General features: G+C 58.9%; 20 protein-coding genes. 9 read left to right on the forward strand and 11 right to left on the reverse strand.

Translation table 11 applies throughout. The annotated features are described in order from the left end of the window. Positions 1-2: 2 nt before the first annotated feature. Together ACQZ6F_RS17625 and uvrA are read right to left on the reverse strand one after the other, a co-directional pair. Entirely contained in the window at positions 3-809 is an 807-nt protein-coding gene (locus ACQZ6F_RS17625) for a DUF72 domain-containing protein (RefSeq protein ID WP_449093227.1), read from the reverse strand. Positions 810-842: 33 nt separating this feature from the next. After that, a complete protein-coding gene (gene uvrA, locus ACQZ6F_RS17630; protein ID WP_068386592.1) occupies positions 843-3,764 on the reverse strand; it encodes an excinuclease ABC subunit UvrA in 2,922 nt (973 codons plus the stop codon). A 271-nt stretch (positions 3,765-4,035) separates the two neighbouring features. Between uvrA and ACQZ6F_RS17635 the strand changes: the two genes are divergently transcribed. Then, positions 4,036-4,602, forward strand: a complete 567-nt coding sequence (locus ACQZ6F_RS17635) for a single-stranded DNA-binding protein (RefSeq protein ID WP_174071329.1) — start codon at positions 4,036-4,038, stop codon at positions 4,600-4,602. A 57-nt stretch (positions 4,603-4,659) separates the two neighbouring features. On the opposite strand, the gene ACQZ6F_RS17640 is transcribed toward ACQZ6F_RS17635, so the two are convergent. Beyond that, entirely contained in the window at positions 4,660-5,292 is a 633-nt protein-coding gene (locus tag ACQZ6F_RS17640; RefSeq protein WP_077471132.1) for a MarC family protein, read from the reverse strand. Positions 5,293-5,519: 227 nt separating this feature from the next. Here ACQZ6F_RS17640 and gyrA point away from each other — a divergent pair, with 227 nt between their 5' ends. After that, positions 5,520-8,315 (forward strand): DNA gyrase subunit A, encoded by a 2,796-nt coding sequence (gene gyrA / locus ACQZ6F_RS17645; protein ID WP_449093226.1) that lies wholly within the window; start codon positions 5,520-5,522, stop codon positions 8,313-8,315. Positions 8,316-8,471: 156 nt separating this feature from the next. On the opposite strand, the gene ACQZ6F_RS17650 is transcribed toward gyrA, so the two are convergent. From ACQZ6F_RS17650 to ACQZ6F_RS17660, 3 genes are all read right to left on the reverse strand, one after another. After that, positions 8,472-9,362 carry an NAD-dependent epimerase/dehydratase family protein gene (locus ACQZ6F_RS17650; protein WP_449093225.1) on the reverse strand — a complete coding sequence of 297 codons (891 nt, stop codon included), beginning with the start codon at positions 9,360-9,362 and terminating at the stop codon, positions 8,472-8,474. Between the two features lie 388 nt (positions 9,363-9,750). Continuing rightward, positions 9,751-9,915, reverse strand: a complete 165-nt coding sequence (locus tag ACQZ6F_RS17655) for a hypothetical protein (protein WP_449093712.1) — start codon at positions 9,913-9,915, stop codon at positions 9,751-9,753. Positions 9,916-9,999: 84 nt separating this feature from the next. After that, positions 10,000-10,335, reverse strand: a complete 336-nt coding sequence (locus ACQZ6F_RS17660; RefSeq protein ID WP_449093224.1) for a hypothetical protein — start codon at positions 10,333-10,335, stop codon at positions 10,000-10,002. Positions 10,336-10,426: 91 nt separating this feature from the next. Between ACQZ6F_RS17660 and coaD the strand changes: the two genes are divergently transcribed. The 5 genes from coaD (at position 10,427) to tgt (ending at position 14,422) form a co-directional block, all read left to right on the forward strand. Further along, positions 10,427-10,939 carry a pantetheine-phosphate adenylyltransferase gene (coaD, locus tag ACQZ6F_RS17665; RefSeq protein ID WP_068387908.1) on the forward strand — a complete coding sequence of 171 codons (513 nt, stop codon included), beginning with the start codon at positions 10,427-10,429 and terminating at the stop codon, positions 10,937-10,939. Between the two features lie 29 nt (positions 10,940-10,968). Continuing rightward, a complete protein-coding gene (locus ACQZ6F_RS17670; RefSeq protein WP_068386608.1) occupies positions 10,969-11,541 on the forward strand; it encodes a peptidylprolyl isomerase in 573 nt (190 codons plus the stop codon). An 83-nt stretch (positions 11,542-11,624) separates the two neighbouring features. Continuing rightward, on the forward strand, positions 11,625-12,125 hold the full coding sequence (locus tag ACQZ6F_RS17675; RefSeq protein ID WP_068386614.1) for a peptidylprolyl isomerase: 501 nt from the start codon (positions 11,625-11,627) through the stop codon (positions 12,123-12,125). Between the two features lie 74 nt (positions 12,126-12,199). After that, the gene (gene queA, locus ACQZ6F_RS17680; RefSeq protein WP_449093223.1) at positions 12,200-13,285 is read left to right on the forward strand and encodes a tRNA preQ1(34) S-adenosylmethionine ribosyltransferase-isomerase QueA; all 1,086 of its coding nucleotides are present in this window, start codon (positions 12,200-12,202) and stop codon (positions 13,283-13,285) included. A 6-nt stretch (positions 13,286-13,291) separates the two neighbouring features. Then, positions 13,292-14,422 (forward strand): tRNA guanosine(34) transglycosylase Tgt, encoded by a 1,131-nt coding sequence (gene tgt, locus ACQZ6F_RS17685; RefSeq protein ID WP_449093222.1) that lies wholly within the window; start codon positions 13,292-13,294, stop codon positions 14,420-14,422. Positions 14,423-14,459: 37 nt separating this feature from the next. Here the strand turns inward: tgt and ACQZ6F_RS17690 are convergent, their stop codons facing one another. Then, complete coding sequence (locus ACQZ6F_RS17690) at positions 14,460-14,660, reverse strand: hypothetical protein (RefSeq protein ID WP_449093221.1); 201 nt, start codon at positions 14,658-14,660, stop codon at positions 14,460-14,462. A 328-nt stretch (positions 14,661-14,988) separates the two neighbouring features. Here ACQZ6F_RS17690 and ACQZ6F_RS17695 point away from each other — a divergent pair, with 328 nt between their 5' ends. Both ACQZ6F_RS17695 and ACQZ6F_RS17700 read left to right on the forward strand, forming a co-directional pair. Further along, on the forward strand, positions 14,989-15,408 hold the full coding sequence (locus ACQZ6F_RS17695; RefSeq protein ID WP_077471127.1) for a VOC family protein: 420 nt from the start codon (positions 14,989-14,991) through the stop codon (positions 15,406-15,408). Positions 15,409-15,666: 258 nt separating this feature from the next. Continuing rightward, complete coding sequence (locus ACQZ6F_RS17700) at positions 15,667-16,572, forward strand: cell wall hydrolase (protein WP_449093691.1); 906 nt, start codon at positions 15,667-15,669, stop codon at positions 16,570-16,572. A 55-nt stretch (positions 16,573-16,627) separates the two neighbouring features. Here the strand turns inward: ACQZ6F_RS17700 and ACQZ6F_RS17705 are convergent, their stop codons facing one another. The 4 genes from ACQZ6F_RS17705 to ACQZ6F_RS17720 all read right to left on the reverse strand — a co-directional run bounded on the left by ACQZ6F_RS17705 (position 16,628) and on the right by ACQZ6F_RS17720 (position 19,562). Further along, entirely contained in the window at positions 16,628-17,050 is a 423-nt protein-coding gene (locus tag ACQZ6F_RS17705; protein WP_077471125.1) for a DUF4864 domain-containing protein, read from the reverse strand. 60 nt (positions 17,051-17,110) lie between these two features. Further along, positions 17,111-18,376 carry a beta-ketoacyl-ACP synthase II gene (fabF, locus tag ACQZ6F_RS17710; RefSeq protein WP_077471124.1) on the reverse strand — a complete coding sequence of 422 codons (1,266 nt, stop codon included), beginning with the start codon at positions 18,374-18,376 and terminating at the stop codon, positions 17,111-17,113. A gap of 18 nt (positions 18,377-18,394) precedes the next feature. Then, on the reverse strand, positions 18,395-18,901 hold the full coding sequence (locus ACQZ6F_RS17715) for a winged helix-turn-helix transcriptional regulator (RefSeq protein WP_174071338.1): 507 nt from the start codon (positions 18,899-18,901) through the stop codon (positions 18,395-18,397). A gap of 70 nt (positions 18,902-18,971) precedes the next feature. Then, entirely contained in the window at positions 18,972-19,562 is a 591-nt protein-coding gene (locus ACQZ6F_RS17720) for an NADPH-dependent FMN reductase (protein ID WP_449093220.1), read from the reverse strand. Between the last annotated feature and the right edge of the window lie 151 nt (positions 19,563-19,713).

The raw sequence follows: 19,713 nt of genomic DNA on the forward strand, positions 1-19,713 counted from the left end.
GGCTACTTTCCGACTTCTTTCTGCAGGGCAATGGCACCGGGCGGGGCGTTCACCTTGCCCTCATGGATCATGAAGGCGAAAACGTCACGCGGTTCCGCTTTCACCTTGCGGCTCTGATCGATCAGCGGCAGGTCGCTCGGAACCTCACCCTTGGCCCATGTTTTCAGGCGATCGGCCCAGGCCTTCAGATCCTTCGGCGGATAGCAGGTCTCGATATCATCCGACCCTTTCTGCAGGCGGGCATAGACGAAATCGGCGGTGACATCCGCAATCATCGGATATTCGAAATGCTCCGCGCAGACCGGAGCGATATTGTACTTCGCCAGCAGCGCAACGAATTCCGGCACCTTGAAGGAATCGTGCCGGACTTCGACGACGTGTTGCAGCGTCAGACCATCCTGCTTGGCCGGCAGCAGCTTCAGAAACGCCTCGAAATCATCCGGATCGAACCTCTTCGTCGGCGCGAATTGCCAGAGCAGCGGTCCAAGATGATCTCCGAGCTCGCTGATGCCGGATTCCAGAAATTTCTGCATGGATTCGCCAGCCTCGGAAAGAACCCGGCGATTGGTGACGAAGCGTGTGGCCTTCAGCGAGAAGATGAAACCATCCGGGACATCGGCCGCCCATTTGGCGAAGACTGCAGGCTTCTGGGTGCTGTAATAGGTGCCGTTGACCTCGATTACCTTCAGCTGGCGGCTGGCGTAATTGAGTTCGTCCTTCTGCTTCAGCGTGTCGGGATAGAAGGTCCCGCGCCACGGCTCAAAAGTCCAACCGCCTATGCCTGTACGGATTTCGCCCGCTTTGGTCATTCTTTCCTCCCTAGCCGTTCAGTCGGGTGAAACTCACTCCGCCGCTGCAACTTTCTTCATTGGCCGACGCTCCAGCAATTCCTTGAGGAAATGCCCGGTATAGGAGCGCTTTTCCTTGACGATGGTTTCCGGCGTGCCGATCGCCACGATCTCCCCGCCACCATCGCCGCCTTCCGGACCGAAATCGAGGATCCAGTCGGCTGTCTTGATCACTTCGAGATTGTGCTCGATGACCACGACCGAATTGCCCTGATTGACCAGTTCGTGCAGCATTTCCAGAAGCTTGGCGACATCGTGGAAGTGCAGCCCGGTTGTCGGTTCGTCGAGAATGTAGAGCGTGCGGCCCGTCGATCGCTTCGACAGCTCCTTGGCTAGCTTGACGCGCTGCGCCTCGCCACCCGAAAGCGTATTGGCCTGCTGCCCGACCTTGATATAGCCGAGGCCGACGTCCTTCAGGCTCTGCAGCTTGTCGCGCACGGCGGGGACGGCGGCAAAGAAATCGACGCCTTCCTCGACCGTCATGTCGAGCACATCGGCGATCGACTTGGTCTTGAAGGTGACGTTTAGCGTTTCCCTGTTGTAGCGCTTGCCGTGGCAGACGTCGCAGGTGACGTAAACGTCAGGCAGGAAGTGCATCTCGATCTTGATGACGCCGTCGCCCTGACAGGCTTCGCAGCGGCCACCCTTGACGTTGAAGGAGAAGCGACCCGGCTGATAACCGCGCGCCTTGGCCTCCGGCAGCCCGGCGAACCAGTCGCGGATCGGCGTGAAGGCGCCGGTATAGGTCGCCGGGTTCGACCGCGGCGTGCGGCCGATCGGCGACTGATCGATGTCGATCACCTTGTCGATATGTTCGAAGCCGTCGATGCGATCATGATCGGCCGGGATTTCACGCGCGCCCATGACGCGCCGCGCAGCCGACTTGTAAAGCGTCTCGATCAGGAAGGTGGACTTGCCGCCGCCGGACACGCCGGTGACCGCGGTGAAGACACCGAGCGGAATGGAGGCCGTGACATCCTTGAGGTTGTTGCCCCTTGCGCCGACGACCTTGATTTCCTTGCCCTTCTTAGGCTTGCGACGCTCTTCGGGAACGGGCACGCCGAGTTCGCCGGAGAGATATTTTCCCGTCAGCGACTTCGGGTTCGCCATGATGTCCTGCGGTGTGCCATGCGCGATGACCTGGCCGCCATGCACGCCGGCGGCGGGACCGATATCGACCACGTCGTCCGCCGTCAGGATCGCATCCTCGTCATGCTCGACCACGATAACCGTGTTGCCGATATCGCGCAGGTGCTTCAACGTCTCCAGAAGGCGGGCATTGTCGCGCTGATGCAGGCCGATCGACGGCTCGTCGAGTACGTAGAGCACGCCCGTCAACCCTGAGCCGATCTGCGATGCCAGCCGGATGCGCTGGCTTTCGCCGCCCGAAAGCGTGCCGGAATTACGCGACAGGCTCAGATATTCGAGGCCGACATCGTTCAGGAAGCGCAGGCGATCACGGATTTCCTTCAGGATTCGGACAGCGATTTCGTTCTGTTTGTCGGTAAAAGTCTCCGGCAGCTCGTTGAACCAGTCGCGAGCGACACGGATCGACATTTCCGCCACCTGGCTGATGTGCAGCTTGTTGATCTTGACCGCGAGGGCTTCCGGCTTCAGGCGATAGCCATTGCAGGCCGGGCAGGGGGCCGCCGACATGTAGCGCTCGATCTCTTCACGCGCCCAGGCGGAATCGGTTTCCTTCCAGCGGCGCTCAAGGTTCGGCACGATGCCTTCGAAATTCTTGTGCGTCGTGTAGGAACGCGCGCCATCGGCATAATGGAATTCAATCTTGTCTTCCGTGCCGTTCAGAATGACGTCCTGCGCCTTTTCCGATAGCTCGTTCCAGCGGCTGCCGAGCTTGAAGCCGTAATGCTTGCCGAGCGCTTCGAGCGTCTGGTTGTAATAGGGCGAGCTGGACTTGGCCCAGGGGGCGATGGCACCATCGCGCAAGGTACGCTCCGGCTCCGGCACAATCAGATCGGGGTCAATCTTCTGCTGAGAGCCGAGACCGTCGCAAGACGGGCAGGCGCCGAAGGGATTGTTGAATGAGAACAGACGCGGCTCGATTTCCGGAATGGTGAAGCCGGAAACCGGGCAGGCGAATTTCTCCGAAAACAGGACGCGTTCGTGCGTCTCGTTCAGCGACTTGTTGGCCGAGCCACCGGCAGCGGTTTCCTCTGGTGGCAACGGCTTGTCGGCGAATTCCGCAACGGCCAGGCCATCGGCAAGGCGCAGCGAGGTTTCGAAACTGTCGGCTAGGCGAGACGCCATGTCTGGTCTGACCACGATACGGTCGACCACCACGTCGATATCGTGCTTGTATTTCTTGTCTAGCGCCGGCACGTCTGTGATCTCGTAGAACTGCCCGTCGACCTTGACGCGCTGGAAGCCCTTTTTCATGAGCTCCGCCAGTTCCTTCTTGTATTCGCCCTTACGTCCCCGCACCAGCGGCGCAAGAATATAGAGCCTGGTGCCTTCCTCGTAGGCGAGCACGCGGTCCACCATCTGGCTGACCGTCTGGCTCTCGATCGGCAGGCCCGTAACCGGCGAATAAGGCACGCCGACGCGGGCAAACAGCAGGCGCATATAGTCGTAGATTTCGGTGACAGTGCCGACCGTCGAGCGCGGATTGCGCGAGGTCGTCTTCTGCTCGATCGAAATGGCCGGCGACAGACCGTCGATCTGGTCGACATCCGGCTTCTGCATCATTTCGAGAAACTGGCGCGCATAGGCCGACAGGCTCTCGACATAACGGCGCTGGCCTTCGGCGTAGATGGTGTCGAAGGCAAGCGATGACTTGCCCGAGCCGGAAAGCCCGGTCATGACGATCAGCTTGTTGCGCGGCAGGTCGAGATCGATGCCCTTGAGATTGTGCTCGCGAGCACCACGTATGGAAATAGTCTTCAGTTCGCTCATCGTCTTACGCTTATCCCTTGGAGTCTGCCCTTATTTAGTGATGCCAAGCCGTGAGTCGAGGCTGAAAAGAAGGACAGGGCCAGGTTTTCGATTCCGTTGACAGGATCATAAGGACAAATTAGAACAAAGAAAGAACAAAATTGCCTTTGGACATTTCTTTGTGGATGAAGAGCCCTCAGGCGGTGCTTGTATGACACCTGAGGACAGCAATGGTCTAAGGTGTGCGGATGAAATTTAAGAGCCGTCGATGGGCGGCAAGCAGGGTGGTGTCATGGCCGGTAGTGTGAACAAGGTAATTCTGATTGGAAATCTGGGGGCGGATCCGGAAATTCGCCGCACGCAGGACGGCCGCCCGATCGCCAACCTCAACATCGCGACATCGGAAACCTGGCGCGACCGCAATTCCGGCGAGCGCAAGGAAAAGACGGAATGGCACCGCGTCGTCATCTTCAACGAAGGTCTCTGCAAGGTTGCCGAGCAGTATCTGAAGAAGGGCGCCAAGGTCTATATCGAAGGCGCGCTGCAGACCCGCAAGTGGCAGGATCAGAACGGCCAGGATAAGTATTCGACCGAAATCGTGCTGCAGGGCTTCAATTCGACGCTGACCATGCTGGACGGTCGCGGTGAGGGCGGCGGTGGTGGCTCCTTCGAGGGCGGCGGTCGCGGCGGACGCAGCGGCGGTGGCGACTTTGGCGGCGGCGATTACGGTGGCGACGATTATGGACAGCCATCGTCGCAAGGTTCTTCCCGTGGCGGAAGCGGCAATCGCGGTGGCGGCAGCCCGGCAGGTGGCGGCGGAAACTTCTCGCGCGATCTGGACGACGATATTCCGTTTTGAGCCTTCCGGCCCGAACATCTGGATTTTCAAAGGCCTGCCTTCATCGGCAGGCCTTTTTCATGGCAGCTTCAGCGCCGCCCGCGCGCCGTCGACGACGAATTGGGCGGCAAGTGCGGCGAGGATCACGCCGAGCAACCGTGTCAGAATGGCTCTGCCGGTTGCTCCCAGCATACGGTCGAGCCTGTCCGAAACAGCAAGTGCTGCAAACACCACAATGAGGTTGACGGCGATGACGCCGATCAGCTGCGCCCGGTCGAGCATGGTCTGCAGCGAGCCCGCGAGCAGGATCGTGGCCGAGATCGCGCCGGGGCCGGCAATCAGCGGCAGGGCGAGGGGAAAAACTGCGATATTGCGGATATGATCCTTGGTTATCGCAACCTCGGTCGTCTTTTCCTTTCTGTCCTGACGCCGCTCGAACACCATCTCGAAGGCGATCCAGAACAGCAGCAGGCCGCCCGCGATGCGGAAGGCGCCGATGGAGATGCCGAGAACGCCCAGCACACTCGCGCCGAACAGGGCGAAGGCCGCCAGGATGAAGAAGGCAATGAGCGAGCCGCGTAGCGCCACCTGCTTGCGTTCTGCGCGGTTCATGCCGACAGTAAGGCCGATGAACAACGGCGCTAGGCCAGGTGCATCGACGGTCACAAGCAGCGTCGTGAAGGCATTGATCAGCGTGTCTGCGCTCGCCATATGATCCCCGGCAACGGTTCTTTGTCGTTGTTATGACCCATTGTTATGCGAGGAATAGACTTTCGCAAAGCGCAATGCACCGCTATAGGCAGGTTGCGCCACGGAAATGTTCGATTTCATGGCTTAAAGGGGCAAAAGCCTGTTCAAAAACATCGGGCTAAATTGGCGCTCGCCGAGCCTTTCCGCTATAAATTTCGCAGTGATTCTAAAAGAGATCGTGATCTGTTTTGACTGAGCAAACACCATCCGGCGGCGGGAAGCTCCCGCCAGGCATAGAGCCGATTTCCATCATGGAGGAAATGCAGCGGTCGTATCTCGGTTACGCCATGAGCGTGATCGTCAGCCGCGCGCTTCCCGATGTCCGCGATGGTCTCAAGCCCGTTCACCGGCGCATCCTCTATGCAGCGCATGAAAGCGGTTATCACTGGAACCGCAAATACGTGAAGTCGGCCCGTCCGGTCGCCGACGTCATGGGTAAATACCATCCGCACGGCGACGCCTCGATCTACGACGCCTTGGTCCGCATGGCGCAGCACTGGTCGCTTCGTGTGCCGCTCATCGACGGGCAGGGGAACTTCGGCTCAATCGACGGCGATCCGCCGGCAGCGATGCGTTATACCGAATCGCGCCTGACGAAAGTTGCCCACGAGCTTCTCGAGGATATCGACAAGGAAACGGTCGATTTCCAGGAAAACTACGACGCGACCATGGAAGAGCCCAAGGTTCTGCCGGCGCGCTTCCCCAACCTCCTTGTCAACGGCTCGGGCGGCATCGCCGTCGGCATGGCCACGAATATCCCGCCGCATAATCTCTCGGAAGTGGTCGATGGCTGTATCGCCCTGATCGACAATCCGGCGATCGAGCTGCCTGAAATCATGGAGATCATTCCCGGTCCGGATTTCCCGACGGGCGCCAAGATCCTCGGTCGCGCCGGCATCCGCTCCGCTTACGAGACCGGTCGCGGCTCCGTCGTCATGCGCGGCGTTGCCACGATCGAGCCGATGCGCGGCGATCGCGAGCAGATCATCATCACCGAAATTCCCTTCCAGGTGAACAAGGCGTCGATGATCGAGAAGATGGCCGAGCTGGTGCGCGACAAGCGCATCGAGGGCATCTCCGATCTGCGTGACGAATCCGACCGTCAAGGTTATCGCGTCGTCGTCGAACTGAAGCGTGATGCCAATGCCGACGTCATTCTGAACCAGCTTTATCGCTATACGCCGCTGCAAACCTCTTTCGGTTGCAACATGCTGGCGCTGAACGGTGGCAAGCCTGAGCAGATGAACCTGCTGGACATGCTGCGCGCCTTCGTGGTCTTCCGTGAAGAGGTGATCAGCCGTCGTACGAAGTACCTGCTGCGCAAGGCGCGCGATCGCGCGCATGTGTTGGTCGGCCTTGCAATCGCCGTCGCCAATATCGACGAAGTCATCCGCGTTATTCGCGGCGCTCCGGATCCGCAGTCGGCGCGCGAAGAACTGATGACCCGCCGCTGGCCGGCCGCAGACGTTGAATCTCTTATCCGGCTAATCGATGACCCGCGCCACCGCATCAACGACGACGGCACGTACAACCTTTCGGAAGAACAGGCGCGTGCCATCCTCGAACTGCGTTTGGCACGTCTGACCGCTCTCGGCCGCGACGAAATCGACGAAGAGCTCAATCAGATCGGCGTCGAAATCAAGGATTACCTCGATATTCTCTCATCGCGTGTCCGTATCCAAACCATTGTAAAGAATGAGCTTATCGCTGTTCGCGACGAGTTCGGGACGCCGCGCCGCACCGAGATCGTTGACGGCGGTCTGGAGATGGACGACGAGGACTTGATTGCCCGCGAGGACATGGTCGTCACCGTTTCGCATCTCGGCTACATCAAGCGCGTGCCGCTGACGACCTACCGGGCTCAGCGCCGAGGCGGCAAGGGCCGCTCCGGCATGACGACGCGTGACGAAGATTTCGTTACCCGGCTATTCGTATTGAATACACATACGCCGGTTCTGTTCTTCTCCTCGCGCGGTATCGTCTACAAGGAGAAGGTCTGGCGCTTGCCAATCGGCACGCCGACGTCGCGCGGCAAGGCATTGATCAATATGCTGCCCCTGGAGCCCGGTGAGCGCATTACGACCATCATGCCGCTGCCCGAGGACGAGGATACCTGGGATAACCTCGACGTCATGTTCACGACGACGCGCGGTACCGTGCGCCGCAACAAGTTGTCGGACTTCATTCAGGTCAACCGTAACGGCAAGATCGCCATGAAGCTCGAAGAGGAGGGTGATGAAATCCTCTCCGTCGAGACCTGCACCGAGCAGGACGACGTGCTGATGACGACGGCGCTTGGCCAGTGCATCCGTTTCTCCGTTTCGGATGTACGCGTCTTTGCCGGCCGCAACTCGATCGGCGTTCGCGGCATCAATCTCGCAACTGGCGACCGTATCATCTCGATGACGATCGTTCGCCATGTGGATGCCGAGCCCTGGGAGCGTGCGGCCTATCTGAAGCGGTCGGTTCTCGATCGCCGCACGGCGACGGGCGAGGAAGAGGAAATCGCGCTGGTCGGCGAGGAAGTCACCGAAGAGGGACAGCTGAGCGACGAGCGCTACGAAGAACTGAAGGCACTGGAGCAATTCGTGCTCACGGTATCGGAAAAGGGCTTCGGCAAGCGTTCCTCCTCCTACGATTTCCGTATCTCCGGCCGTGGCGGCAAGGGTATCCGCGCCACCGACACGTCGAAGACGGGCGAAATCGGCGAACTCGTCGCCGCCTTCCCGGTCGAGGATGGCGATCAGATCATGCTTGTTTCCGATGGCGGCCAGTTGATCCGCGTTCCCGTCGGCGGCATCCGCATCGCCAGCCGCGCCACCAAGGGTGTGACCATCTTCTCCACAGCGAAGGACGAAAAGGTTGTTTCCGTGGAGCGCATCAGCGAGCCGGAAGGCGAAGATGATGCAGGCTCAGAGGACGAGGCCGTCAATGGCGAGTCCACTGAGGCCGGCAGCGATGTTGATGGCGCCAGCGAGGAATAAGGCTCGCAGCGCACGACGCTGAAGCGAAGGCGGGCGTAAGCTCGCCGCAGTTAGAAAAATCGCCCGGGTCTGCCATGAAAAGCAGGCCCGGGCGATTTCTTTTGGATCGATACCCAGATTGACCCGCGAGCTGGAATTTCCGGGATGCCGGCCGTGCTATTCAGCCTGCCTGTTGATCGAAGAAAAAGGCGGCAAAACCTCCAGGCTTCCCCGATCCAGTTGCGCCAAAACCTCTCCATAACTGAAGCGGGCACGCCATCCCAGCGCGCAATTTGCCGACGTCGAAGCATAGATGCGGTCGATCGTTTGCGGCAGAGACCACCTTCGGCGGTCGAATTCTGCAGCAAGTCTGGGAGCACGCAATCTGATGACGGAGGCCGCATCAGTCGCCAGAGCTTCACAATCCTCTGGCTTGAAAGGCGTCTCAGCCGAAACGATATGCCGTTGAAAGCGATCGCCCGTATTGGTCAAGGCAGCGGCATGGGCATCGGCGACATCGCGGATATCGATACCACGATGCAGGCGATAGGCAGCCATTGCATCGGCAGGCTCTGGGAAACTACGAGACATGCGTAAAACGCGTACCTGCAAATCTGAACAGGCCATGTCCTCCAGGAGCTGCTCAGCCTCCAGTTTCGTCCGATGATAGATGCTTCTCGGTTCAGGCACGGTATTCTCGTCGATCCATCGGCACTCCCCAGAAACGACGGCATGGCCATAGAGCGCCGTGGTGCTGGTAAATACCAGCCGCTTGATACCGGCAGCCAGAGCGGCCTCGGCTAGAAGGCGCGTTCCTTCGACATTGATGCGGCGAAATTCATCGTCCGATATGGTCCCGACATGGGGAGCGTGCAGTGCTGCGCAATGAACGATCGCATCGGCATCGGCCAGAGCGTCCTCCAATAATCCCGTGTCGGTAAAATCGCCGATAAGATGCGTCGTCGAGAATGGCGAGCGATCGACGCCGACGAGCGTGTGGCTCGTCGCCAAGGCATTGAAGATGGCGCGGCCGAGCCGCCCGGAGCTGCCGGTTAGGACAATGCGCATCTCATTACCTCGACGAAACTGAACATCCCCATCGCGATTGAGGCGATAGCCTCGCTTTATGTCGCAAAACCAGTTGCTTGCGGCAACTCGAATATATCCGGAAAAGCCGAAAAATGATGTTGGCACTCCGGAAACGAAAAAACCGGACGCTTGGGGCGTCCGGTTAAAAGTCCAGCCGAGCTCTTGGTGGGGAGAAGTGCTCGGTACGCGGAGGTCAGAGCGTCTTGTGACGCTTATGCAGCCTTTTGCTCTCTTCGCTTTCGCGGTGGAGCGCCAAAATGGTGGATGCGACTGAGACAACAAACATGATGCTGATGAAAAGCGTAAGCAGCGTCAAAATCGTGAACATGATCGCTCCCCTCCTTGGTGGGACTAGCGTTCAGATCCCTTAGTACTGGCTCGAGACAACGTAGGGACGAGCCGAAGCAAAGGGACCATAGACCTTCGACTGGTCGGTTTTCTGATCGTAAAGCGCGATGGTAGCTGCCAGCATTCCCGTAATCATGGTCATCCAAACAGCGTTAATGAGGGTGATCTTACCGGGCATGCTCATCTTCCTTCTTGCCGCAACGTGCAATCTGAGTTCGGTGGTTAAACGCAGCGGTTCGCAAATGGTTCCGCCGATGTTGAGGGGTATCTAGCAATGCGCTCCTGAAGCCATCTTGAATGCCTTGTTCATCTGGCGTTCAGATTCGCGATGCGTTTTGCGCATGGCAATGGCGATTTCTTGAGCAGAATTCATGCTTTTGGCCGTTTCCGTGTTCGCGGTCCATTCGATCTCGTAGTTGTCGGCGAGAAGATGAACGAGGTATTCCACGAAAAATGAACCGATAACGGCGCCTGCAATAATGAAGACCAGCATGGCATGAAATTCCTTGAGCCTGATATCGACAAGCCGTTGAGAGAGGCCCGTTTCGATGTTGGTGCCAGTAAAGCATTCTCGATCTGAAACGGGCTTGAACATCGCGTTCATCTACGGTTCAGAGGCGGCCCACGGGTTGCAAATGACTTGCGATGCGGCCCCATCCGTGACAAAAGGCGTCGAAACAACGAGCCGGCTTGGTATGACGACAGCCTTTTATCCCGGATCTTTCGACCCGATGACCAATGGACATCTGGATGTCCTCGTGCAGGCACTGAACGTTGCCTCGAAGGTCATCGTCGCGATCGGCATTCACCCTGGCAAGAAGCCGCTTTTTTCTTTTGAAGAGCGGGCGGAATTGATCCGCAGATCGCTCGGCGAAGCATTGCCTCAAAAGGTGGCCGACATTTCCGTCGTGGCTTTCGACAATCTGGTGGTCGACGCAGCGCGCGCTCATGGCGCCACCTTGCTGGTCCGTGGCCTGCGCGATGGCACGGATCTCGACTATGAAATGCAGATGGCCGGTATGAACAGGCAGATGGCGCCGGATATTCAGACGCTGTTTCTGCCTGCCGGCACTGCCTCGCGGCCCATAACCGCCACATTGGTGCGGCAGATCGCATCCATGGGCGGCAATGTCAGCGCCTTCGTACCGCCGGCGGTTCTCGAAGCCCTGACTGGCAAACTCAAAGATGCGGCTGGCGCCAAGAGCTGAGCCGAAATCCATTTTCGAACGGAGCACCCATGAAACTCTTTCATATCGCATTGGCAGGCTTTTTGGGCCTTGCCGCCCTTGCAGGCAGCGCATTCTCGGCCGCAGCCGCCGATCTTCTGACGATCCAGCTCAAGGACGGTCCTGTGGTCATCCAGTTGATGCCTGAAGTTGCTCCCAAGCACGTCGCGCAGATCGAAGCGCTTGCGAAGAAGGGTGCCTATGACAACGTCGTCTTCCATCGCGTCATCGATGGCTTCATGGCCCAGACCGGCGACGTCCAGTACGGCAACACCACCAAGGGCTATGATGCGAACAAGGCCGGCACCGGCGGTTCCGATCTGCCTAACTTGCCTGCAGAATTCTCCAAGGTTCCGTTCACGCGCGGTGTTGTCGGCATGGCGCGCGCCCAGGATCCGAATTCTGCCAACTCGCAATTTTTCATCATGTTCGCCGATGGCGCTTTCCTGAATGGCCAGTACACAGTTGTCGGCAAGGTCATCTCCGGCATGGAACTCGTCGACAAGATCAAGCGCGGCGAGGGCCAGAACGGCGAAGTGAGCAACCCGGACAAGATGGTCAAGGTCACCGTCACCAAGAAGTAATGTCACGGGCATGATCCCCAAAAGTACCACGCGGTTTTTGGACAAGATCACGCGCAATCAAAACACAGAAAGAGGAAACGAACATGGCTGAGATCAAGGATCCAGAAAACACCCTCATCCTGGAAACCACCAAGGGCCAGGTTGTCATTCAGCTTCTGCCGCAGGTCGCTCCTGAGCATGTTGCCCGCATCAAGGAACTTGCCCGCGAAAAGGCCTACGACAACGTCGTGTTCCATCGCGTCATCGATGGCTTTATGGCTCAGACCGGCGATGTCGAGCATGGCAAGGTCGGCGGCAATACGGCGCGTGCCGGCACAGGCGGCTCGTCCAAGCCGGACCTGAAGGCTGAATTTTCCGCCACCTCGCATACGCGCGGCACCTGCTCAATGGCCCGTTCGCAGAACCCGAACTCGGCCAACTCGCAGTTCTTCATCTGCTTCACTGATGCGCCTTGGCTCAACAAGCAGTATTCCGTCTGGGGTCAGGTGATCAGCGGCATGGACAATGTCGACAAGATCAAGCGCGGCGAGCCGGTCAAGGATCCGGATTCGATCGTATCCGCGCGGGTTGCCGCCGACGTCTGATCGTGATTATTCCTGAAACCCGCCTCTTGCGCCTCGGGCGCGGGGGCGGGTTTCGCTTTGCCTGGATGAGTTGAATGCGTGTTGACCTTTTCGATTTCGATCTGCCGGATGAGCGTATTGCGCTTCGGCCCGCCGAGCCGCGCGATAGCGCGCGCCTGCTCGTTGTCGATCCGAATGCCGGCGATAACACGCTGAGTGATCATCTGATCCGGGATCTGCCATCCTTTCTGCAACCCGGCGACGCCATGGTCTTCAACGATACCAGGGTGATCCCGGCGCAACTGGAAGGTATTCGCCATCGCGAGGGCGCACCCGGCCAGCAGGTTTCCGCGACCTTGCATATGCGTGTGGCGCCCGATCGCTGGAAAGCCTTCGCCAAACCCGGCAAGCGCATCAAGATCGGCGACCGTATCCAGTTCGGCCATGGTGAAAATGTCTGCGCGCTCGGTACGCTGGACGCGACTGTCGAGGACAAGGGCGAGGGCGGTGAGATTACGCTGTTGTTCGATCTCTCCGGTCCGGCGCTGGACGAAGCGATTGCCACCGTGGGGCATATTCCATTGCCGCCCTATATTGCTGCCAAGCGTCCGGAAGACGAGCGCGATCGCGCCGATTACCAGACGATCTATGCGCGCGAAGAAGGCGCTGTCGCCGCGCCGACGGCCGGCCTGCATTTCACGCCATCGCTGTTTGCCACGCTCGATGCCATGGGCGTCGAACGCCACTTCGTGACGCTGCATGTCGGCGCCGGCACCTTCCTGCCAGTCAAGGCCGACGATACCGACGACCACAAAATGCATTTCGAGATCGGCTATGTCGATGCTTCGACGGCCGCAAAGCTGAATGCCGTGAAGGCGAGGGGTGGGCGCATCGTCTGCGTCGGCACGACGTCGCTGCGGCTGATCGAAAGTGCTGCCGCCGACGATGGCACAGTTCAGCCCTGGCAAGGCGCCACCGGTATCTTCATCACACCTGGCTACCGCTTCAAGGCTGTCGACATGCTGATGACCAATTTTCACCTGCCGCGCTCGACCCTCTTCATGCTCGTATCGGCCTTTGCCGGCCTCGATACGATGCGCGCGGCCTATACCCATGCTATCGAGACGGGCTATCGCTTCTATTCCTACGGCGATGGCAGCCTTCTCCACCGGAAAGACTAGGACGAGATGAGCGAGAGCTTTCAGTTTCAATTGAAGAAGACCAATGGCGGTGCTCGTCTTGGCGAAGTCTCCATGCCGCGCGGCACGATCCGTACACCGGCCTTCATGCCCGTCGGCACCGTCGGCACGGTCAAGGCCATGTATCTCGACCAGGTACGCGAGAGCGGCGCCGACATCATTCTCGGCAATACCTATCATTTGATGCTGCGTCCGGGCGCCGAACGTGTCGCCCGTCTTGGCGGCTTGCACGAACTGATCCGCTGGCCGCATCCGATCCTGACCGATTCCGGCGGCTTCCAGGTGATGTCGCTGTCGGGCTTGCGCAAGCTCGATGAGCAGGGCGTCACCTTCAAGTCGCATGTCGACGGCAGCCTGCATCATATGTCGCCCGAGCGTTCGATCGAGATCCAGGGCCTGCTTGGCTCCGATATCCAGATGCAGCTCGACGAATGCGTGGCTTTGCCATCGACTCCGAAAGAGATCGAGCGCGCCATGGAAATGTCCCTACGCTGGGCGGATCGCTGCAAGGTGGCCTTCGGTGATCAGCCGGGCAAGGCAATGTTCGGCATCGTTCAGGGCGGCGATATCCCCGAGCTACGTGTTCGCTCCGCCCAAGCCTTGAGCGGGCTGGACCTGAAAGGCTATGCCGTCGGCGGTCTTGCAGTCGGTGAGCCTCAAGAGGTCATGCTGCGCATGCTCGAGATCACGCTGCCCGAGCTGCCGACCCAAAAGCCGCGCTACCTGATGGGCGTCGGCACGCCGGACGATATCCTGAAGTCTGTGGCCCGGGGTATCGACATGTTCGATTGCGTCATGCCGACGCGCTCAGGCCGTCACGGGCTGGCCTTCACGCGCCGCGGCAAGGTCAATATCCGCAATGCGCGTCACGCCGAGGATATGCGCCCGCTAGACGACCAGTCCAACTGCCCGGCCTCGCGCGACTATTCCCGCGCCTATCTGCATCATCTCGTCCGCGCCAACGAGGCGCTCGGCGGTATGCTGCTTTCCTGGCACAATCTCGCCTATTATCAGGAGTTGATGCAGGGCATCCGCAAGGCGATCGCCGAGGATCGTTTCGCCGATTTTATGGCTGAGACGCAGGAAAACTGGGCGAGGGGTGATTTGGAGCCGGTGTAGCGTACCGTCTTTCGGCACCTCGCTTTGAACAAAGGTATTATGGCCCTTTGTCGCATATGATTTTTCGTGCGGCACCATGCCAGATGTAGTGACCCGAAGTTTGATCGGCGCAACGATCGATCCAGTCGTTGATCTTGTTAAAGGCTATGGCCAAAAGCACTAAATACAAGAAGCCTCCGAGCATCAGAGTGTAGACAGCGATACGAAGAAATCTTGCCAACTTGGTGCCGATTGCCATGTTTCTTCCAATCTCTGTCATCAGTCATATCTAAGACGCCAGCTGGTTCATTATCTGTAGTATCAATCTCTGATTGAATTTCGACCGTTTCATGTTTTGTCGAAAGGGCGATGGATCTTGCTCCTATCGCAATTTCGCGCTAATCGAAGCTCGTCGAAAAAGGCAGGGTCGGATCGGTAAGCCCGACCCCTTCCATGCGGAAGATCTGCTCCTCGCCTCTGGCGTGAGAACCCACGACGCGGAACTTGGCCATTGTGGTTAAGTGTCCCGCGTTGGCGTGGGCCGTTTCGACCGACATGTCTCCGCGGGAATGCCTCTTGGAGCTGTCATGAGATTGAACCATCTAGATCTTCACGTTCCCGATGTCGCCGCGACCCGGGATTTTCTTGTCTCCGTTTTTGGTCTGACCGAGGTCGAAACGCGCGGGGCGAATGGCCTTGCGATTCTACGCGACGATGCCGGTCTCGAGCTCGTCATCAGCCGGCCGATCGAGAAATTCGGTGGGGCCGATAGCATATCCGTTGGCCACAACACCTACCATATCGGCTTCATGCAGCCCTCTCGCGAGGCGGTGGATGTGCTCTACGAACGAGCAAAATCGTCCGGTTGCGAGATCGGGCAGCCGCCTGCCGCGATACGCGGAGGGTGGCTGTTTTATTGTTTTGCCCCGGGGCGGATCCTCATCGAGGTAGGCTGGCGGATGGAGCTCACCCGCGTAGTAAATCATTTATTATCAATTGATTGCTAACCTTAATCAACGTTATTTCGAGCCAGTCGAAGCGCGGATGCCGAGATGCATTCGGTGCTTCGACTGCGCTCGCGATATGGCTTTGTGACAAGAAAGCATTGGGAAAAGCAACGAATCGGAATAAACGGTCCATCCGCCATTGATAAGCTTCACTGGCTAAATTGATTGCGCGACGCTTGGAATTTTAAATAAATCCGGCTACAACGCTTTCTCTTGATCGATAAGGGCTGTTCTATTGAAACTAGGAGGCACCTGCCGTTGAGGGCGCAACGCAAGTTTGGGGCATGTCTTTCAGGGCTATTGATCGTTGGTCTGGCAGCAACTGGCTGTACGACGACGCAGAAGACATCCCCCGCTCCACGCACTGCCACGAAGCCTATTCGCGGCGCGAAAGTGACGTATAATTACACCGCGAAGGACAAAGAGTGTCTTGAGCGCGCGATGTATTTCGAGTCAGAGCGTTCCGATCCAAGCGGCTATATGGCTGTCGGCACGGTCGTGATGAACAGATTGACCTCCGGCGCTTATCCGCCGACAATCTGTGGCGTCGTATCTCAGGAAAAGCAGTTCGCTCCAGGCGTAATGTCCAAGGAAGTCAAGGATCAGGCGAAGCCGGATCTTGATAACGCTGCTTCGGCGATCCTGCGCGGCGAACGGCATCCCCAGGTGAAAGACGCTATGTTCTTTCATACCGAAGGCCTCAGATTCCCATACGACAATATGCACTATGTCGCCTATGCTGGCGGAAATGCTTTCTACGAAAAGCGTGGCCGTGATGGCGAATTGCAGACGCCTGCGCCGCTTCCGGCTTACGAGGTCGCGATGAACTACGTGCCTGGGCAAGGCATGTCGGCAACGCAGTCGCCGTTCACGCTACCGGAAACGCAGCCTGCGGTGCCGCAAGAGTCTGCTGTTGCCGCCTTTACGCCGGTCTCCAATCCGACTGTCGTAATGCCTGCAACGACAACTCCAATTCCGACGGCAACTTATATTCCCGCGGCTGTTCCCATTCCCACACCGGCTCCGACGTTTATTTCCACACCTCTCTCGGATGAAAATGCAGCCGCGGCGCCGGCTCCGATTTCAACGATCGTCATTCCGCAGCCTCGCCCCGAACTCGAGGGCACCAGCCTGTCCGCCAAATCACCTAGAATTCGAGGCTGATAGGGCTTGCCACCTCATTTCGACGGCGCGCAGCAGACGCGCCGTCTCCAGGCACTCAGATGCCTTCACTGGTGGTATTTTTAAGAATCTGCACGCCATTGATCTTGTAGCTACCGTCCGGCTGGCGGGTTATCTGATAGATAGCCGTCCAGTCCTTGCCGTCGGTGCCGGTGATCAGCACCTCCTGATAGACGACGGCGCCATTGTCGATGGCGCGGCTTTTCCCAAAAGCGTAGTTGCCCGGGTGATAGACCGGTTGGTAGGCCTTCTTCACCATGGCAAAGAAGGTATCCTTGTCTGGAAACATCGCCTTGATACCGGGCGCCGCGAAAGAATAGGCGGCAGTCGCATCGTTGTGAAGGAAGGCGCCAATTTGATCCTGGATAAGGCTTTGGGCCGTTTGCACAGGATCTTCCGCGCGTGCTGTCGAAGCAAGGATCAGGCAGAGTATGGCGGCGGCTACGGGAAATGCACGCATAGGCGATCTCCAGCTATCTATTCGATCAGAATAGCGCGCTTCCCGTTCCGGCGAAAGCGGTTACTGCCAGCGGCGGAAAAGGGCGCTGGCATTGACGCCGCCGAACCCGAAGCCGTTGGAGATCGCATAATCCATGGCCATCGGCCGGGCGGTGGCACCAACAATATCGATGCCTTCGGCCGCAGCATCCGGTTCCTGCAGATTGCGGGTCGGAGGGGCGATCTGGTCGCGCAACGCCATGATGGTGAAGATCGCCTCCATGCCGCCGGCCGCACCGAGAAGATGGCCCGTCGCCGCCTTCGTGCCGCTGACGGCAATCGCGCCATCGCGGCCGAACACCGTCTTGATGGCTTCCATCTCACCATGGTCGCCGACAGGCGTCGAGGTCGCGTGCGCATTGAGATGCTTGACCTCCGCAGGCGAGATCTTTGCTTGCGACAGAGCCGCGAGCATGGCCCGCCGTGCGCCATCGCCATCCTCCGGACCGGCCGTCATGTGATAGGCGTCGGCGGCCGTGCCATAGCCGACAAGTTCGGCAAGTGGCGTGGCGCCGCGGGCAAGCGCATGCTCCAGCGTCTCGATGACAAGCATCCCGGCGCCTTCACCCATGACGAAACCGTCGCGGGCGCTGTCGAAGGGGCGCGAGGCTTCCTCCGGCCGGTTGCTGAAGCCGGTGGAAAGGGCGCGGGCTGCTGCAAAGCCTCCGAGGCTGACCTTGTCGATGCAGGCTTCGGCACCACCGCAGATCGCAACATCGGCTTCGCCGGAGCGGATCAGGCGTGCCGCATCGCCGATTGCCTGGACGCTGGCGGCGCAAGCCGTGACTGGCGCACCGAGCGGTCCCTTGTAGCCATAACGGATGCTGATCTGGCCGGCGGCAAGATTGACGAGGAAGGATGGGATGGTGAAGGGCGACAGCCGCCGCACACCGCGCGTTTCGGCCGTGCGCACAGCATCAGCGATGGCCGGAAAGCCGCCGACCCCAGAGGCTATGATCGTGGCGGTGCGTTCCAGATCGCCCAGCGCAGTCGGCTGCCAGCCAGATTGGAGGATCGCCTCCTCGGCAGCGGCCATGGCGAAGAGGATGAAACGATCCATCTTCTTCTGGTCCTTGATCGGCACATAGCGGTCGACATCGAAGCCGGCTTCCGCGTCCTCTTCAAGGCTCGGAACGACACCACCCACCTTGGCCGCGAGATCGCCAACCATGTCCTCGGGCAACAGCCTGAGGCCGGAGCGCCCGGCGATCAACCGCTGCCAGCTCGCGTTGACGCCGACACCAAGAGGTGAAACCAGGCCCATGCCGGTTACGACGATACGATCCATGTCTTGCTCCTATTTCGCTCAGGCGTCGAAGCCCAAGAACCATGCTTTCATCTGAGCGATGCGCTCATGAACCTCATCGTCGGCTGCAGGCCCCGGCACCAATATGGTGTCTTCGGGGTGGAAGGTGCGGCCGGTTACCCTATCGATCAGCAGCGGATCGCGGTCTTCTCCGGTATTTGCATCGGCGAGCCGCATCGAGACTTCCTCTGGCGGCAGATGCTGATTGCCCCAGGTGAAGAGCGCCATCAGAACAGGAAAGAAATCCCGCCCCCTGGCAGTCAGCACATATTCGTAGCGTGGCGGCCGCTCATTATAGAGGCGCCGCTCGAACAGGCCTTCATCGGTCAAGTGCTTGAGCCGTCGTGTGAGGATGTTCGGCGCGACGCCGAGATTTTTCTGAAATTCATCGAACCGGCTCAAACCCTGAAACGCGTCGCGCAGGATCAGGATGCTCCACCAGTCACCGACGCTTTCAAGCGCGCGAGCAGCGGGGCATTTGAATGTACTGAAGCTGGTTCTTTGCATGCGACGGCGAATAACACGAGTAACTATCATTATGCAAGTTACTATAGCCGGCAAAAGGCAAGCTGAGACGTCAGTACGGAGGCGCCTTCAGAGCGCGCTGTCGTTTTACCGCCTCGGTCCACCAGGAGAGGTCGTCGGCGAAGCGGGGAAAAGCTCTCGCAAGGGCATCGCCGCCGCTTCCGAGAGGTTTGTTGTCTGCGTCCAATGCTGCCGAGATATTGGCGACGGCGAGGGTGCTTGAGATCACGACCATTCCCATCTCCGAAAGGGTGCCGTGCCAGGGGCCGGCCGCATGCGCGCCGGAAAGGCGGCCGCCTGAGTAACTGGCAATGGCGGCTGGCCGCCAGAACCACTCCTCAAGGTAATGATCGGTCAGGTTTTTCAGACCTGGCTGCACGCCCCAATTGTATTCGCCGGTCACGAAAATAAAGGCATCGGCATTCCGGATTTTCTCGGCAAGCCTCTCCATTTCCGGCGGAGCAGAGCCTTTCGGATATTCCTTGTACATCCGATCGAGCATTGGCAGGCCAACATCTTTGGCGTCGATCAGTTCCGCGTCGTCTCCGCGTTCGCGAAGGCTGTTGACGATGTAATTTGCCAGACGGATGCCAACGCGATCCGACCGATAAGAGCCGTAGAGAACCAGGATATTGTTGGTCATTGTTGAATATGTCCTCCATAGCCAACGCAGAAATAAAGTGGACGCAAGCCATCGCCACACGCATAGCCGGCAGCCAACGCGCTACGTCGCATGGAAAGGATATAGATCTAATTCCGGAGCTCTGACAGGCGCTCCAACAAAATGGGGCACC

It is taken from the genome of Rhizobium sp. A22-96 (assembly GCF_053521805.1).